The sequence below is a fragment of the Myceligenerans pegani genome, assembly GCF_014892515.1.
Taxonomy (GTDB): Bacteria; Actinomycetota; Actinomycetes; order Actinomycetales; family Cellulomonadaceae; genus Myceligenerans; species Myceligenerans pegani.
Genome location: NZ_JADBGR010000071.1, coordinates 27,690 through 42,597, shown reverse-complemented (window position 1 = coordinate 42,597; position 14,908 = coordinate 27,690). Strand labels below are relative to the sequence as shown.

Below are 14,908 nucleotides of genomic sequence, written 5' to 3'. Positions count from 1 at the left end.
CGATACCCGTACCTTCCCTGCCGATTTCGTGTGGGGTTCTGCGACGGCGTCGTATCAGATCGAGGGTGGTGTGGGGGAGGGTGGTCGGGGTCGGTCGATCTGGGACACGTTTTCTCACACGCCGGGCAAGACTCTGAATGGTGACACCGGTGACGTGGCCGACGACCACTTCCACCGGTGGCGTCAGGACGTGCGGCACATCGCGGACCTGGGTCTGGACGCCTACCGGTTCTCGATCGCGTGGCCGCGGGTGCAGCCCGGGGGTAGTGGTGAGTTCAACCCGGAGGGGATCGGCTTCTACTCCGATCTGCTGGACGCCTTGCTGGCCGTGGGTGTCAAGCCGGTGGTCACGTTGTACCACTGGGACCTGCCGCAGGAACTGCAGGACGCGGGCGGCTGGACGAATCGTGCCACCGCGGAGGCGTTCGCGCGTTACGCGCGCCGCATGGCCGAGGAGTTCGGTGACCGGGTGGAGGTGTGGACCACGCTGAACGAGCCGTGGTGCACGGCCCTGCTGGGTTACGGTTCGGGTGTGCATGCCCCGGGTATCAGCGACCCGGTGGCGGCGTTGCGGGCGATCCATCACCTGAACCTGGCCCACGGTCTGGCGGTCCGGGAGATCCGGGACGTGCTGGGCGCGTCGGCCAAGGTGTCGATCACCCTCAACCTGCACGTCGTGCGGCCCGACGACCCGTCCTCGCAGGCCGACCTGGAGGCCAAGCGCAAGGCGGACGAGATCGCCAACGAGTCGTTCCTCGGGCCGCTGCTGGAGGGCGCCTACCCGGCCGGCCTGCTGGAGCGCACCGCCTCGCTGACGGACTGGTCGTTCGTGCGCGACGGTGACCTGGAGGCCATCCACCGGCCGCTGACCGTGCTCGGGGTGAACTACTACTCCACCGCCCGCGTGCGCGCCTGGTCGGGCCAGGGGCAGCGGCAGCAGGCCGACGGGCACAAGGACTCCGCCGGCAACCCGTGGATCGGCGCCGAGGACGTGGAGTTCCTGCCCCAGCCGGGCCCGCACACCGCCATGGGCTGGAACATCGAACCGGCCGGCCTGACCGACCTGCTCCTCCAACTGCACGACCGCTACCCGGATCTGGCGCTCATGGTCACCGAGAACGGCGCCGCGTTCGACGACGAGGTCACCGTCACCGACGGCGTCGCCCGCGTGCACGACCCCCGCCGCGTGCAGTACCTGCACGACCACGTCGAGGCACTCGGCCTGGCCCGCGACAAGGGCGCAGACGTGCGCGGCTACTTCGCCTGGTCCCTGCTGGACAACTTCGAGTGGGCCTACGGCTACGACCGCCGCTTCGGCATCATCCACGTCGACTACGACACCCAGGAACGCCTCTGGAAAGACTCCGCCCACTGGTACCACCGCCTGGTCACGACGGGCGCACTCCCCGCGGTGACCGACACCGAACCCCGCTGACGCGGACGGCTGACACGGACGGCTGACACGGACGCGGGGCCGGGCCGACCTCCGAGGAGGTCCGGCCCCGCCGTTGTGCACGCCGAGCGGTGAGGCGCGGGGCAGGACTCTACCTTCTGGTGGGGGTCGCCCCGGTGGGTCGGTGCGGTCGGCGCACGCCTGTCCGGCCCCGCCCGTTCCGGGCCACCCGGCCCCGCCCACGTCCTCCGGGCCGCGACGCCGGGTAGGTGAGATGGGCCCGAAGTGACAACATGTCTGGGACGCTCTCTGAGACACGCCCAAGCGGGCGCGACACGCCGCGAGTTCAACTCGGGTTCGTGCGATGTTGGTGGGTGGTTAGTCCCTTTTGGGGGTGCCTCTCGCGTGCTCCGGACGCTGCCCGACGGCGGTCCGCGCGCGGCCTTCGCGGGGGTCTCCGAAGGTCCGGCGTGTCGCCCGCCGGGGGGCGCGTGACGGGCGCGGACGAGCGCTTCGCGAGCGGTCCCGGACGCGCCTCCGGGTGCCTGCCGGACGGCCGTGGCAGCATGGTCCGCGAGCGGAAACCGGCGACTGGGTGTACACGTCGCAGGGGTCTGTCGTGGGCTCCAACCACAAGATGTCGTTGTCGAGCGAGCGTCAGACACTAGGTGTAGTGTTTTCCGTAGCGGAGCAGATATGACTCCGCGCAAACCACATCGGTGTAGTTCCACCGATGTTCTTCGAGGTCAACGGCATCCAAGGGGAGGGGCGGACATGAGCGTCACCGTCTACAGCAAGCCGGCGTGCGTCCAGTGCGACGCAACGTACCGCGCACTCGACCGCAAGGGCATCGAGTACTCGGTCGTCGACATCACACAGGACACCGACGCGCTCGAGATGGTCCGCGGCCTCGGGTACCTCCAGGCGCCCGTCGTGGTGGCGGGTGACGCGCACTGGTCGGGCTTCCGTCCCGACCGGATCATGGAGCTCGCCACGCAGACGGTCGACGCCTGACGTCACCTGAAGGCAGGGTCGGAGCCATGGGATCCCTGGTCTACTTCTCCAGCGTCTCGGAGAACACGCACCGGTTCGTGCAGCGCCTCGGGCTCGAGGAGCTGGACATCCCGGTGCGCCGGATCCCGCTCCGCCCGGCCGACGGATTCCTGCGGGTCGACGAGCCGTACGTCCTGATGGTTCCCACCTACGGCGGGGGCAACGAGGGCGGCTCGGTCCCGCGGCAGGTCCGCAAGTTCCTGAACGACGAGCACAACCGGTCGTTCATCCGCGGCGTCATCGCCGCAGGCAACACCAACTTCGGGGCTGCGTACTGCATCGCCGGGGACATCATCGCTGCCAAGTGCGACGTCCCGTACCTGTACGCCTTCGAGCTCCTGGGCACAGCGCAGGACGTCACCCGCGTCCGCAACGGATTGGCACGATTTTGGCAACAGCAACCACAGAACCCGCCCCGGCAGGTACCGCTCTCGGCGTGAGCGCGGTGGCGCCGGAGGACATCCAGCCGGACTACCACGCGCTCAACGCGATGCTGAACCTGTACGGCGCGGACGGGAAGATCCAGTTCGAGAAGGACCGTGAGGCCGCCCGGCAGTACTTCCTGCAGCACGTCCTGCCGAACACCGTCCAGTTCGAGACGCTGGAGGCGAAGCTCGACCACCTCGTCGAGAACCAGTACTACGACCCCGAGGTGCTCGGGAAGTACTCGCGGCCGTTCGTGAAGTCCCTGTTCCAGCGGGCGTACAGCAAGGACTTCCGGTTCGAGACGTTCCTCGGCGCGTTCAAGTACTACACGTCGTACACGCTCAAGACGTTCGACGGGACGAAGTACCTCGAGCGCTTCGAGGACCGCGTGTCCATGGTCGCGCTCGGCCTGGCCGACGGCGACGAGAAGCTCGCCGAGCACATCGTCGACGAGGTGATCGCGGGACGGTTCCAGCCGGCGACGCCGACCTTCCTCAACGTGGGCAAGGCCCAGCGCGGCGAACCCGTTTCGTGCTTTTTGCTCCGTATTGAGGATAATATGGAGTCGATCGCGCGCGGCATCAACTCCGCGCTGCAGCTCTCCAAGCGCGGCGGCGGCGTGGCGCTGCTGCTCAGCAACGTCCGCGAGCACGGCGCGCCGATCAAGCACATCCAGAACCAGTCGTCCGGCGTCATCCCGGTGATGAAGCTGCTCGAGGACTCCTTCTCGTACGCGAACCAGCTCGGGGCGCGGCAGGGCGCGGGCGCGGTCTACCTGCACGCGCACCACCCGGACATCATGCGGTTCCTCGACACCAAGCGGGAGAACGCGGACGAGAAGATCCGCATCAAGACCCTCTCCCTCGGCGTCGTGATCCCGGACATCACGTTCGAGCTCGCCAAGAAGAACGCGGACATGCACCTGTTCAGCCCGTACGACGTCGAGCGCGTCTACGGCAAGCCGTTCGCGGACGTCTCGATCTCCGAGAAGTACGACGAACTGGTGGCGGACGACCGCATCCGCAAGACCACGATCAACGCGCGCGACTTCTTCCAGACGCTCGCGGAGCTGCAGTTCGAGTCCGGCTACCCGTACATCATGTTCGAGGACACGGTGAACAAGGCGAACCCGATCGCGGGCCGCATTACCCACTCGAACCTGTGCTCGGAGATCCTGCAGGTGTCGACGGCATCCACGTTCAACGAGGATCTGTCGTACAGCCACGTCGGCCGCGACATCTCGTGCAACCTCGGCTCGCTGAACATCGCCAAGGCGATGGACTCGCCCGACTTCGGTGCCACGATCGACACCGCCATCCGCGCGCTGACGGCCGTGAGCGACCAGACGAGCATCGAGTCGGTGCCGTCGGTGAAGCGGGCCAACGAGCTGGGGCACGCCATCGGTCTCGGGCAGATGAACCTGCACGGCTACCTCGCGCGCGAGCGGATCCACTACGGCTCCGACGAGGGCATCGACTTCACGAACATCTACTTCTACACGGTCGCCTACCACGCGATCGCGGCGTCGAACCGCCTGGCGATCGAGCGCGGGAAGAAGTTCGGCGGGTTCGAGGACTCGAAGTACGCCACGGGCGAGTACTTCGACAAGTACACCGACCAGGAGTGGAAGCCGGCGACCGAGCGCGTGGCGCGCCTGTTCGCCGACGCCGGGGTGGAGATCCCGACGCGGGAGGACTGGAAGGCCCTCAAGGCGTCGGTGATGGAGCACGGCATCTACAACCAGAACCTGCAGGCGGTCCCGCCGACGGGCTCGATCAGCTACATCAACAACTCCACGTCGTCCATCCACCCGGTGCCGGCCAAGATCGAGATCCGCAAGGAGGGCAAGCTCGGTCGCGTCTACTACCCGGCGCCGTACATGACGAACGACAACCTGGAGTACTACCGGGACGCGTACGAGATCGGCTACGAGAAGATCATCGACACGTACGCGGCGGCGACGCAGCACGTGGACCAGGGCCTCAGCCTGACGCTGTTCTTCCCGGACACGGTCACCACGCGCGACGTGAACAAGGCGCAGATCTACGCCTGGAAGAAGGGCATCAAGACGCTCTACTACATCCGCCTCCGTCAGATGGCGCTGGAGGGCACCGAGGTGGAGAACTGCGTCAGCTGCATGCTGTAGTGCGCTGACGGGCGTGCCCGGCCGACGCCGGGCACGCCCGCACCGATCCTGACCACCCGGCCGCGGCCGCCGTCGTACACCGAAGAAAGAACCGCCATGTCACCCACAGGGAAGCTCAAGCTCATCGATCGCGTGAGCGCGATCAACTGGAACCGCCTGGAGGACGAGAAGGACCTCGAGGTCTGGGACCGTCTGGTCGGGAACTTCTGGCTTCCCGAGAAGGTGCCGGTGTCCAACGACATCCAGTCGTGGCACACCCTGTCGGAGCCGGAGAAGGTGATGACCACCCGGGTATTCACGGGCCTGACGCTGCTGGACACGATCCAGGGCACCGTCGGCGCGGTGTCGCTCATCCCGGACGCGCTGACGCCGCACGAGGAGGCGGTGTACACGAACATCGCGTTCATGGAGTCGGTGCACGCCAAGAGCTACTCGTCCATCTTCTCGACGCTGCTGTCGACGCGGGAGATCGACGACGCCTTCGCCTGGTCCGAGAGCAACCCGCACCTGCAGAAGAAGGCCGAGATCGTCCTCGAGTACTACCGGGGCGACGAGCCGCTGAAGCGCAAGGTCGCCTCCACGATGCTGGAGTCGTTCCTGTTCTACTCCGGCTTCTACGCGCCGATGTACTGGTCGAGCCGGGCCAAGCTCACCAACACCGCCGACCTGATCCGCCTCATCATCCGCGACGAGGCCGTGCACGGGTACTACATCGGCTACAAGTACCAGAAGGGCCTGGCGCAGCTGACCCAGCCCGAGCAGGACGAGCTCAAGGCCTACACGTTCGAGCTCCTCTTCGAGCTGTACGAGAACGAGGCGGAGTACACCGAGTCCCTGTACGGCGAGCTGGGCCTGGTCGACGACGTCAAGGCGTTCCTGCGGTACAACGCCAACAAGGCGCTGATGAACCTGGGCTACGAGGCGCTCTTCCCCAGGGAGGACACCGACGTCAACCCCGCCATCCTCGCGGCGCTGAGTCCCAACGCGGACGAGAACCACGACTTCTTCTCGGGCTCGGGCTCGAGCTACGTCATCGGCAAGGCCGTGGAGACCGAGGACGACGACTGGGACTTCTGACAGCTCGTCAGGAACCCGCCGGCCGTCCCGGCAGAGCAGAGGCCCCGGTACCGCAGGATCCTGCGGTACCGGGGCCTCTGCTGCGCGGTGCCGGGCAGCGCCGGTCGGTCAGGCCGCCGGCTCGGCGGCGAGGATGTCGACCACGAAGACGAGCGTCTTGCCGCCCAGCTCGTGGGCGCTCGCGTCCTCGCCGTAGGCCTCCGCGGCGGGCGCCACGAGCAGGACCTGGCTGCCGACCGTCTGGCCGGCGAGGCCGTTGGTCCATGCCGGGATCACGCCGGTGAGCGGGAACGACGTGGGGGACGAGCGGCTCCAGGAGGAGTCGAACGACGTGCCGTCCAGGAGGCAACCGAGGTACTGGACCGTGACCTGGTCCTCCTTGGTGACCTCGGCGCCGTCACCCTCGATGAGGGGCTGCACGACGAGCTCGGTCGGGTCCTCGTAGCCGTCGGCGATCGTCACCGTCGGCACGCCGTCGCCGTCGAGCTCGACGGTCGGCAGGCCCTCCTCGGGCTCCACGGCGGTGCCCTCGGCCCGCTGGGGCTGCGACGCCGATTCCATCACGTCGAGCACGTGCACCTGGGTGGTCCCGTCCATGCCCTGCATGGCGATCGTGAGGCGCGCCCCGACGTGCAGGCCGGTGAGCGGCTCGTTGAGGACCTGGTAGCTCGGGTCGCCGAGGGTGAACGTCTGGGGGGCCTGACCCTCGTCCCAGGTCGAGGGGTTCGTCTGCTCGCCGTCCTCGCCGTTGACGATGTAGTCGTGGAAGGTGACGCGGTTGCCTTCGACGAGCTCGTCGCCGTCGCCCTCGTCGAGCACGTTGACGGCCAGGCCCTCGACGGTGAGCGGTGTCTCGAACTCGACCTTCTCGGGTTTCTTGCCACTCTCACCGGTGACCTCGACGCCCTCGATGGCCTCCTGGTCGGCCGCCGTGGCCTCGGGAGCGTCGGAGGGCTCCGGAGCCGCCTCCGGCTCGCAGACGCCGCCCGCGACGACCGGCTCAGCGCTCGCACCCGCCTCGCTCGCGGACGGGCTCGCCGAGGCGTCGGCGTCGCCGGAACTGTCGCCGTCACCGCATCCGGTGAGCACGAGGGCGGAGCCCAGGGCGAACGCCGCCAGGCCAGCTGTGGTGCGGTGCTTCACGTTGTGTCCTTCGATAGGTAGGTAGTGCCAGACCGGCACACTGTAGCGGGCCCAGCCGGGAACCACCTGGACCGTCGTGAAACTCCCGGCGGTGCTGGCAGCGGCCGTCGTCGCCCCCCGCGGGCAGGCACGTGCCCGGGCCTTCGGGCCGGCGCGGACACCGGGCCACGCCGGCCGCGGGCCCGCCCTGGCTGGCCTTTGGAACAATGGCGGCATGCCGTCCAAGCGCCGATCCAGCAAGCGACCCTACGGAGCCGAGCACCGACCGCTCGACGTCGACCGGGCCACGGGCGGCCGGCGCAGCGAGTCCGCGTCCGACGGCGAATGGGTGGTCCAGCACGTCCGGTCCTCCGAGAAGACGTACGTCTGCCCGGCCTGCCGACAGGATGTGCCGCCCGGCACGGCCCACGTCGTCGCCTGGCGGTCCGACGTCATCGGCGGGCCCGACGCCGGCCTCGAACAGCGCCGGCACTGGCACAGCAACTGCTGGCGCCGCCGCGCGAACCTCCGCTGACGAGCTGCGAGAGGTGCCGGATCGGCGGCCGGCGCACCTTCCGGCGCCTGTGAGAGGTGCCGGATCGGGAGTCGATGCACATTCCGGCGCCTGTGAGAATAGTTCCGATGACTACCCAGACCCCGCATCAGATCCGCTCCACGACGGTGCTCCCGGCGCATCGCGAGAACATCGAGCTGCATACCGCGGACGGCCTGACGCTCGTGGGCGAGCTCGCGCGGCCGGTCGGCCCCGACGGCACCCCGGGCACGCCGTCGGCCACGCTGGTCACGTTCCACCCGCTGCCGACGCACGGCGGATTCATGGACTCCCACGTGTACCGCAAGGCCGCCTGGCGACTCCCCGCGCTGGCCGACCTGGCCGTGCTGCGGTTCAACACGCGCGGCACGAGCTCGCCCCGGGGCACGAGCGAGGGGGAGTTCGACGGCGGCGAGGCCGAGCGGTACGACGTCGCGGCCGCCATCGAACTGGCGGAGTTCCGCGAGCTGCCGAACCCGTGGCTCGTCGGCTGGTCCTTCGGCACCGAGCTGGTGCTGAAGCACGGCGCGGACCCGAGCATCCGGGGCGCGATCCTGTTGTCACCGCCGCTGCACCGCGCGACCGACGCCGACCTGGACCGCTGGGCCGAGTTCGGCAAGCCGCTCGTCGTGCTGGTTCCCGAGCTCGACGACTACCTCCGGCCGGACGAGGCGCGCCGCAGGTTCGCCCGGGTGCCGCAGGCCGAGGTGATCGGCGTCGACGGCGCGAAGCACCTGTGGGTGGGCGAGTCGGCCGTGCGCCGGGTGCTCGACGAGATCGTGGGCCACGTGCTACCGGAGCACCCGCTCCCGCTGCCGACGCACTGGGCAGGCCCTCTCGGGACCGCGTAGGCCCCGCAGGCCCTCCGGCGATCGCGGCGCCGGGCATTAACCTGGAAGCGGGGCGGTGGTCGCCCCGGAGCGACGGGGCGCGGTGGCCCCGCAAGGAGGCGCGGCAATGACTGGGACGAGTCCGCTGAACACCATCAACCTGCGCGAGGGCATCGGCCTCCCGCTCGTCCTGCTGCACGGCTTCCCGCTGGACGTGCGCATGTGGGCGGCGTGCGCCGAGGCACTGCCGCCCGGCGTCAGCGCGATCGGCGTCGACCTTCCCGGCGCCGGGCACTCGGATCTGGACGGCGCGCCGCCCGGCCTCGAGCACAGCGCCGAGCGCGTGCACGACACGCTGCGCGGGATGGGCGTGGGCAACGCCATCGTCGTCGGCCTGTCGATGGGCGGCTACGTGGCGCTGGCACTCGCCGACCTGTACCCGGGCTTCGTCGCCGGGCTCGGGCTCGTCGACACGAAGTCGGTGGCCGACGCCGAGGACGCGCGGGCGAACCGGCACCGGATCGCGAACGCCGTCGAGGAGACGCAGACCGTCGACGCGGTGCTCGGCATGCCGGCGGCCCTGCTGTCACCCACGAGTGTCACCGAGCGCCGCCATCTCTTCCCGCTCCTCGAGAGCTGGATCCGGTCCCAGTCGCCGGCGGGCATCGCGTGGATGCAGCGCGCGATGGCGGCACGCCCCGACCGGACCCCGGTGCTCGAGAAGTACGACGCACCGGTCGCCGTCGTGGTGGGGGAGCACGACGCGCTGTCCCCTCGCGCTCAGGCGGAGCACATGGTGGCCGCCGCGAAGAAGGCCGGAGCGGACGTCACGCTGACCGAGGTGCCCGACGCCGGCCACATGGCCCCGGTCGAGGATCCGGCGACGGTGGCCGCCGCGCTGACGCACCTGCACGAGCGGGTGCGGAACCGCGAGCACGTGCGAAGCCGCCGACGCGTGCGGAACCGCTGAAATACCCGGCGCCGGCGGCCTGCCGGGCGGTAACGCCCGCCCGGGGGTGACGCGTCAGGCGTTCGCCTCGGCCTTGCTCTCCGACTTGCCGTTCTCCGACTCGTCGTCGCCACCGTCGACCTGCGGGATGACCACGGTCGCCGAGCTGACCTCGTCCGCGGACGGTGCCGGGTTGGGTGAGCGGGGCGGGATGGCGGCGGGCTTGCCGCCCGAGTCCTCGTCGTCCTTCTTGCCCTTCCCGACGCCGCCGAAGCGAGCCTGCTGCGCCGGGGTCAGAGGGCTGCCGCCCGTCGCCGTGGCGAGCGCCGCCGAGCCGTCCTTGCCGCTCTGCGGGCCGCCGAGCATGCCGCGCAGCTCGTCGAGGTAGCCGTTGATCGAGTCGTGCTGGCGGGTGAGGTCCTCGAGCTGGTTCTGCGCGGCCGCGCGCTGCGACTCCGCCTCGGCGCGGGCGTCCGCGATGGTCTGCTCGGCGAACTCGCGGGCCTCGGCGACGATGCGGTCCGCGGTACGCCGCGAGTCGGCGACGAGATCCTTGACGTACACGTCGGACTCCGACCGGACCTTCTCGGCCTGCTCGAGGGCCACGGCGACGCGCTTCTCCGCCTCGGCCGCGTGCTCCTCGGCGGCCTTGACGAGCTTCTCGGTCTCCTCCTTGGCCTTGGCGTGGCGCTCCGCGAGCTCGGCCTCCACCTGCTCCTTGCGGGTGGCGATGTCGAGGTCGGCCTCGGCGAGCGCGTTGCGCGCCTGCTCCCGCAGGTCCTCCAGGTCCGAGGTGACCGCGTTCGACGCCTCGGCGGCCTCGCGCTTCGCCTCGGCCACGAGGTGCTCGGCGTCGCGGCGGGCGCGCTCCAGGAGCTCGGTGGACTCCTTCTCGGCGCTCTCGCGCTGGGCGGCGGTCTCGGCCGCGACCTTGGCGCGCAGCTGGGCGGCTTCCCGCTCCGTGTTGACGCGCAGTTCCGTGGTCTCGCGCTCGACGGTCGAGCGCAGCGTGCCGAGCTCGCGCTCCAGGCTGGCCCGGCGCTCCGACTCCTCGGTGGCGATGCCGGACGTGATCAGCGCGGCCTCGCGCTCCGCCGATCCGACGAGCTCCTCGGCACGCCGCTTCGCCGCGACGAGGTGGCCGTCAGCCTCGGCGGCCATCGTGGTGCGGATCTCCTCGGCCTCGCGGCGCGCGCTGGCGAGCAGCTCGGCGGCCTCCGACTCGGCGCGCGAGCGGACCTGGCCGGCGGAGAGCTTGGCCCGGGCCATGATGTCGGCGGCCTGCTGGTTCGCCTGGGTGAGGATGTCCGACGACTGCTCCTCCGCCGAACGCAGCAGCATCTCGATCCGCGAGCCGAGGCCGGCGTACGACGGCTTGTCGCTCTCCTTGAGCCGCTGCTGGGCGTCACTGAGGTCCGTCTGGAGCTTGGAGGCGCGCGCGTCCGACGACTCGACCTGTCGCCGCGCTTCCTCCAGCGCGGCGTTGAGCCGGTCGAGGTGGCTGTGCACCTGGTCGCGGTCGTAGCCGCGCATGACAGTCGGGAAGAGCGATCGCTCGTCGGACACGTGCAGACCTCCGTGGCAAGACCGTGGTTCCCCGGCCAGGGATGCCGCAGAATTGCGGCCTGTCCGGCGCCCAGGATACGCGTCGCGTGGCTCGATGTGTACCCGCTTGAAATATGGCATTCGTGGTATTCGCGGGCGGGGTGTGAACACAGCAGGTGAAAGAACCGTGATGATCTCCGCCGTCGCCCACCGCTGGACGACCGTACAGCGGACCACCCTATGCTGGACCGTCGGTCCTTGGCACCTACGAAGGGAACGGGTGGTGCAACGCTTTCTGGCGATCCTCCTGATCCTCGCCGGTCTCGGCGGGGCGGGGTACGGCGTCGCGACGGCGACGGTCCTGCGCGAGTCCGACACGGTGGTCGCCACGGCGACGCCGAGCGGCGACGGGACGATGCTGGTCACGGTTCCCGGGGTCCTGGGGATGGTGGACGAGAGCGTCACCGTGCGCGCGTCGGTCCCCGAAGGGCAGAAGGTCACTCTTGCCATCGGTACCGAGACGGACGTGCTCGGCTGGGTCGGGGACGACCCCTACGACTCGGTGACCGGAATGGCGGACTGGTCCGAGCTCTCCGTCGTGCCCGGGGCGGGCGTGTCCGAGGGTGGCGAGGGCGCGGAGGAGGGCGATGACGCCGAACCGGCCGAGAGGCCGTCCAGCGGCCCCGATCCCGCCGGGTCCGACATGTGGATCTCCGAGGTGAGCGGCGAGACCAGCGTCAGCCTCCGGTACACCGACCAGCCGGGTCCGTACGTCCTCCTCGCCGCCGGGGTCGGCAGGGGCGCCGAGGCGCCGACGGTCGAGCTGACCTGGCCGCGCCCGGTCACCACCCCGTATCTCTGGCCCGGCGTCATCGGCGGGGGATTCCTCGTGCTGGTGGGCCTCTTCCTGTTCGTCGGGGCCCGCAGGAAGCCCGGTGGCCGGAAGAGCAAGGCGAGCGGCAAGGGGAGGAAGTCCGCCAGGACCGTCCGCGAGCCGCTCGAGCCCCGGAACGACGGATCGCACCCGGGCGGCCCCGAGGAATCGCCGTACTCGCCCGCGCCGGGTGAGAAGCTCGACGCTCCGTTCCCGCCCGGCCCGGCCGAGCAGTCACCCTTCCCGCTCACCGACGAGGACCAGGACGCCGAGCAGAGCGGCGCACCCTTCCCGCCCGCGACCGCGCCGGCGTGGGGCTCGGCGCCGACGGCGCCACCGTACGAGGCCCCGTCCGAACCCGAGCACGACACCGTTCCGCGCCCGGCCCCCGCCGCGCCCGCGGCCCCCGCCGCTGCCGGGGTCTGGGGCTCTGGCCGGTCCGAGCCCACCTTTCCCTCGGGCCCGACCGAGCACCCCGGAGCGCATCAGGCGCCGGCGGGTCCTCCCGCGCCGGGCAGCCTGCGGCGGCGCCGTGGCCGCCGCGGCGCACCGGACCCGGCTGCCACCCCTCCGGCCGCGCCGATGCCTCCGGCCCCGATGCCCGCCCCCGCGGCACCCGCACCCGCAGCACCCGCTCCCGCCGCCGCGCGACCGCAGGCCGCGGCGTCCAGCGGTTCCTCAGGAACGCCGGGCAAGCTGATGACGCGCCGGGAACGGCGCCTGGCCGAACAGGCCGCCCGGCGCGGGAACACGGGCATGCAGCCCGCCGTGCCGCAGCAGCAGCCCGAGCCACCACAGCCGGAGCCGCCCCAGCCCGGTCCGCCCGCCTCGAGCCGCGCGGCCGCCTGGCGCGAGGCGTGGGGGATCAAGGACGGAGAGAACCGATGACCAACCGCCGCATCGCACGACGTGCGTCCGCAGCGGCCGCCCCGCTGCTCGCCGTCGGCCTGCTCGCCGGCTGCGCCGAGGAGCTTCCCGTGCCCGAGCCGGAACCGGCGGTGGTCGGCGCCGTGGTGACGGAGGAGCAGGAGAAGACGATCATCAGCCGGGTCGCCGAGTCGGTGGAGACGGCCACCAAGGGAAGGAAGACCGGCGCGCTCGAGGAGCGCATGGCCGGGCCCGCCCTGACGGTGCGCACGAGCCAGATCGAGGTGGCGCGGAAGATCAAGAGCGACGAGCAGGTCACGAACCTCCCGATGAGCATGCAGTCCGTGATGCTGCCGTCGGATCCGGAGTGGCCGCGCACCAGCCTCGCCGTGAGCACGCAGCCGAAGGACCTCACCGCTCCGGTGCTCTACGCCTTCGAGCAGCGGTCCGCGCGCAGCGACTACAAGCTGTGGGCCTGGGCCCGGCTGCTGCCCGGCGTGACCCTGCCGCAGTTCGCGTCGACCGACACCGGGACCGAGGAGGTCGCGGCCGACGACGGCGAGTCGCTGACCATGTCCCCGGCGAGGGCGGTCGCCGCCTACGCGGACGTCCTGTCCGAGGAGGACGACTCCAAGTTCGCCAAGCGCATCGAGGACGACGACTTCCGCGACCTGATGCGCAAGCAGGAGTCCGCGCAGAAGAAGGCGGACGGCTGGAAGAAGTCGGAGGGCAAGTACTCCTTCAGCGCCACGGCGGACGAGGACGAGGGCGTGCAGGCGATGCGCACGGTCGACGGCGGCGCGATCGTGCTGGGCGCGATCAACTCGTCGCAGGTGATCCAGCTCCAGGACAAGGCCGAGGCGCCGCCGTCGGACGGGTTCGTGACCCAGAAGGCCCTCTTCGGGGACCAGGACGTGACGAACGTGCTGCGCACGAAGTACCTGGACGTCGTCGCGCTCTACGTGCCGCCCGCGGGTTCCGACGACAAGCTGCGCCTGGTGGGCTTCGAGCACATCGCGGTCTCGGCGACCAACGAATGAGATCGCCCCGCCCCGCGACCGCGGGCGCCGTCGCGGCGCTCGTCGGCGTCGCGCTGGCAGGCTGCACGCCGGGCCCGCCCGTGCCCGATCCCGGCTCGGCCGCGGTCGGCGCCGTGGTCACCGAGGGCCAGGCAGCGGCGATCATCGGCCGCGTGGCCGAGGTGGTCGGGACGGCGACCGCCGAACGCGACCCGGGGGCGCTGGCCGCCCGGGCCGCCGGCCCCGCGCGGGAACTGCGGGCCAGCCAGCTCGAGGTCGCCCGGATCCTCGGCGACGACGAGCGGGTCACCGCGCTCCCGATGGACATGCAGGCGGTGGTGCTGCCCTCGGAGCCCGGCTGGCCACGCACCGGCCTCGCGGTGAGCACACCGCCGGACGACACCGTGGCGCCCGTGCTCTACGCGTTCGAGCAGGCCTCGGCGCGAGCCGACTACAAGCTCTGGGCCTGGGTGAAGCTGCTGAAGAGCGAGACGCTGCCGCGATTCGCCGAGCCGGCCGTGGGCGCCGAGGCGGTGGCGGCCGACGACGGCGAGTCGCTGACCATGTCTCCGGCGGAGGCGGTCGCCGCCTACGCGGACGTCCTGTCCGAGGAGGACGACTCCGTGTTCGCCGAGAGCGTCGAGGACGACGAGTTCCGTGCCCTGTTGCGCGAGCAGGAGTCCGCGCAGAAGAAGACGGACGGCTGGGAGGACTCGGAGGGCAGGTACTCCTTCAGCGCCGAGCGGGACGCCGACCGGGGCGTGCGGGGGATGCGCACGGTCGACGGCGGCGCGATCGTGCTCGGCGCGATCGACTCGTCGCAGGTGATCCAGCTCCAGGAGTGCGCGCGGGTCGAGAAGCGCAGCCTCACGGACACGCAGCGCGCCCTCCACGGGGATCAGGAGGAGAGCAACCTCCTGCGGACCGAGTACCTGGACGTCGTCGCGCTCTACGTGCCGGCCGCGGGGTCGGAGCAGCGGGTCCGGCTGGTCGGGGTCGAGCACGTCGCGGTGGACGTCGAGTCGGCGGGGGACATGTCCGGCTGCGGGTGACC

13 protein-coding genes are annotated in these 14,908 nt (G+C 70.7%); 11 read left to right on the top strand and 2 right to left on the bottom strand.

The features are described 5' to 3' along the window. The 5 genes from IIE03_RS09485 to nrdF form a co-directional block, all read left to right on the top strand. Positions 1-1,435 (top strand): GH1 family beta-glucosidase (locus IIE03_RS09485; RefSeq protein WP_225997512.1); only part of this gene is annotated, 1,435 nt, incomplete at its 5' end. A gap of 732 nt (positions 1,436-2,167) precedes the next feature. Continuing rightward, entirely contained in the window at positions 2,168-2,407 is a 240-nt protein-coding gene (nrdH, locus tag IIE03_RS09480; protein ID WP_192862509.1) for a glutaredoxin-like protein NrdH, read from the top strand. 26 nt (positions 2,408-2,433) lie between these two features. Beyond that, the gene (gene nrdI / locus IIE03_RS09475) at positions 2,434-2,886 is read left to right on the top strand and encodes a class Ib ribonucleoside-diphosphate reductase assembly flavoprotein NrdI (RefSeq protein ID WP_192862508.1); all 453 of its coding nucleotides are present in this window, start codon (positions 2,434-2,436) and stop codon (positions 2,884-2,886) included. Further along, a complete protein-coding gene (nrdE, locus tag IIE03_RS09470; RefSeq protein ID WP_192862507.1) occupies positions 2,883-5,018 on the top strand; it encodes a class 1b ribonucleoside-diphosphate reductase subunit alpha in 2,136 nt (711 codons plus the stop codon). The genes nrdI and nrdE overlap by 4 nt, the downstream gene beginning before the upstream one ends. Positions 5,019-5,114: 96 nt before the next feature. Continuing rightward, entirely contained in the window at positions 5,115-6,095 is a 981-nt protein-coding gene (gene nrdF, locus IIE03_RS09465; RefSeq protein ID WP_192862506.1) for a class 1b ribonucleoside-diphosphate reductase subunit beta, read from the top strand. A gap of 108 nt (positions 6,096-6,203) precedes the next feature. Here the strand turns inward: nrdF and IIE03_RS09460 are convergent, their stop codons facing one another. Continuing rightward, complete coding sequence (locus IIE03_RS09460) at positions 6,204-7,238, bottom strand: FKBP-type peptidyl-prolyl cis-trans isomerase (RefSeq protein ID WP_192862505.1); 1,035 nt, start codon at positions 7,236-7,238, stop codon at positions 6,204-6,206. 214 nt (positions 7,239-7,452) lie between these two features. Between IIE03_RS09460 and IIE03_RS09455 the strand changes: the two genes are divergently transcribed. From IIE03_RS09455 to IIE03_RS09445, 3 genes are all read left to right on the top strand, one after another. Beyond that, positions 7,453-7,752 (top strand): hypothetical protein, encoded by a 300-nt coding sequence (locus IIE03_RS09455; RefSeq protein ID WP_192862504.1) that lies wholly within the window; start codon positions 7,453-7,455, stop codon positions 7,750-7,752. A 107-nt stretch (positions 7,753-7,859) separates the two neighbouring features. Further along, entirely contained in the window at positions 7,860-8,621 is a 762-nt protein-coding gene (locus IIE03_RS09450) for an alpha/beta hydrolase (protein WP_192862503.1), read from the top strand. Between the two features lie 106 nt (positions 8,622-8,727). Further along, positions 8,728-9,570, top strand: a complete 843-nt coding sequence (locus IIE03_RS09445) for an alpha/beta fold hydrolase (RefSeq protein ID WP_192862502.1) — start codon at positions 8,728-8,730, stop codon at positions 9,568-9,570. Positions 9,571-9,624: 54 nt separating this feature from the next. Here IIE03_RS09445 and IIE03_RS09440 read toward each other — a convergent pair whose 3' ends face one another. Next, positions 9,625-11,115 carry a DivIVA domain-containing protein gene (locus IIE03_RS09440; RefSeq protein WP_192862501.1) on the bottom strand — a complete coding sequence of 497 codons (1,491 nt, stop codon included), beginning with the start codon at positions 11,113-11,115 and terminating at the stop codon, positions 9,625-9,627. Positions 11,116-11,377: 262 nt separating this feature from the next. Between IIE03_RS09440 and IIE03_RS09435 the strand changes: the two genes are divergently transcribed. Genes IIE03_RS09435 through IIE03_RS09425 form a run of 3 tightly spaced genes read left to right on the top strand, consistent with a single transcriptional unit; the run spans position 11,378 to position 14,906 of the window. Next, positions 11,378-12,856: a hypothetical protein gene (locus tag IIE03_RS09435; protein ID WP_192862500.1), complete on the top strand. Its 1,479-nt coding sequence runs from the start codon at positions 11,378-11,380 to the stop codon at positions 12,854-12,856. Then, a complete protein-coding gene (locus tag IIE03_RS09430) occupies positions 12,853-13,875 on the top strand; it encodes a hypothetical protein (RefSeq protein WP_192862499.1) in 1,023 nt (340 codons plus the stop codon). The genes IIE03_RS09435 and IIE03_RS09430 overlap by 4 nt, the downstream gene beginning before the upstream one ends. Continuing rightward, positions 13,872-14,906, top strand: a complete 1,035-nt coding sequence (locus IIE03_RS09425; protein WP_192862498.1) for a hypothetical protein — start codon at positions 13,872-13,874, stop codon at positions 14,904-14,906. The genes IIE03_RS09430 and IIE03_RS09425 overlap by 4 nt, the downstream gene beginning before the upstream one ends. The last annotated feature ends 2 nt before the right edge of the window (positions 14,907-14,908 follow it).

Excerpts from the sequence above, each read along its gene's own strand:
- nrdH (WP_192862509.1), top strand. The coding sequence starts at position 2,168 with ATGAGCGTCACCGTCTACAGCAAGCCGGCGTGCGTCCAGTGCGACGCA.
- nrdI (WP_192862508.1), top strand. The coding sequence starts at position 2,434 with ATGGGATCCCTGGTCTACTTCTCCAGCGTCTCGGAGAACACGCACCGG.
- nrdF (WP_192862506.1), top strand. The coding sequence starts at position 5,115 with ATGTCACCCACAGGGAAGCTCAAGCTCATCGATCGCGTGAGCGCGATC.
- IIE03_RS09455 (WP_192862504.1), top strand. The coding sequence starts at position 7,453 with ATGCCGTCCAAGCGCCGATCCAGCAAGCGACCCTACGGAGCCGAGCAC.
- IIE03_RS09450 (WP_192862503.1), top strand. The coding sequence starts at position 7,860 with ATGACTACCCAGACCCCGCATCAGATCCGCTCCACGACGGTGCTCCCG.
- IIE03_RS09445 (WP_192862502.1), top strand. The coding sequence starts at position 8,728 with ATGACTGGGACGAGTCCGCTGAACACCATCAACCTGCGCGAGGGCATC.
- IIE03_RS09430 (WP_192862499.1), top strand. The coding sequence starts at position 12,853 with ATGACCAACCGCCGCATCGCACGACGTGCGTCCGCAGCGGCCGCCCCG.
- IIE03_RS09425 (WP_192862498.1), top strand. The coding sequence starts at position 13,872 with ATGAGATCGCCCCGCCCCGCGACCGCGGGCGCCGTCGCGGCGCTCGTC.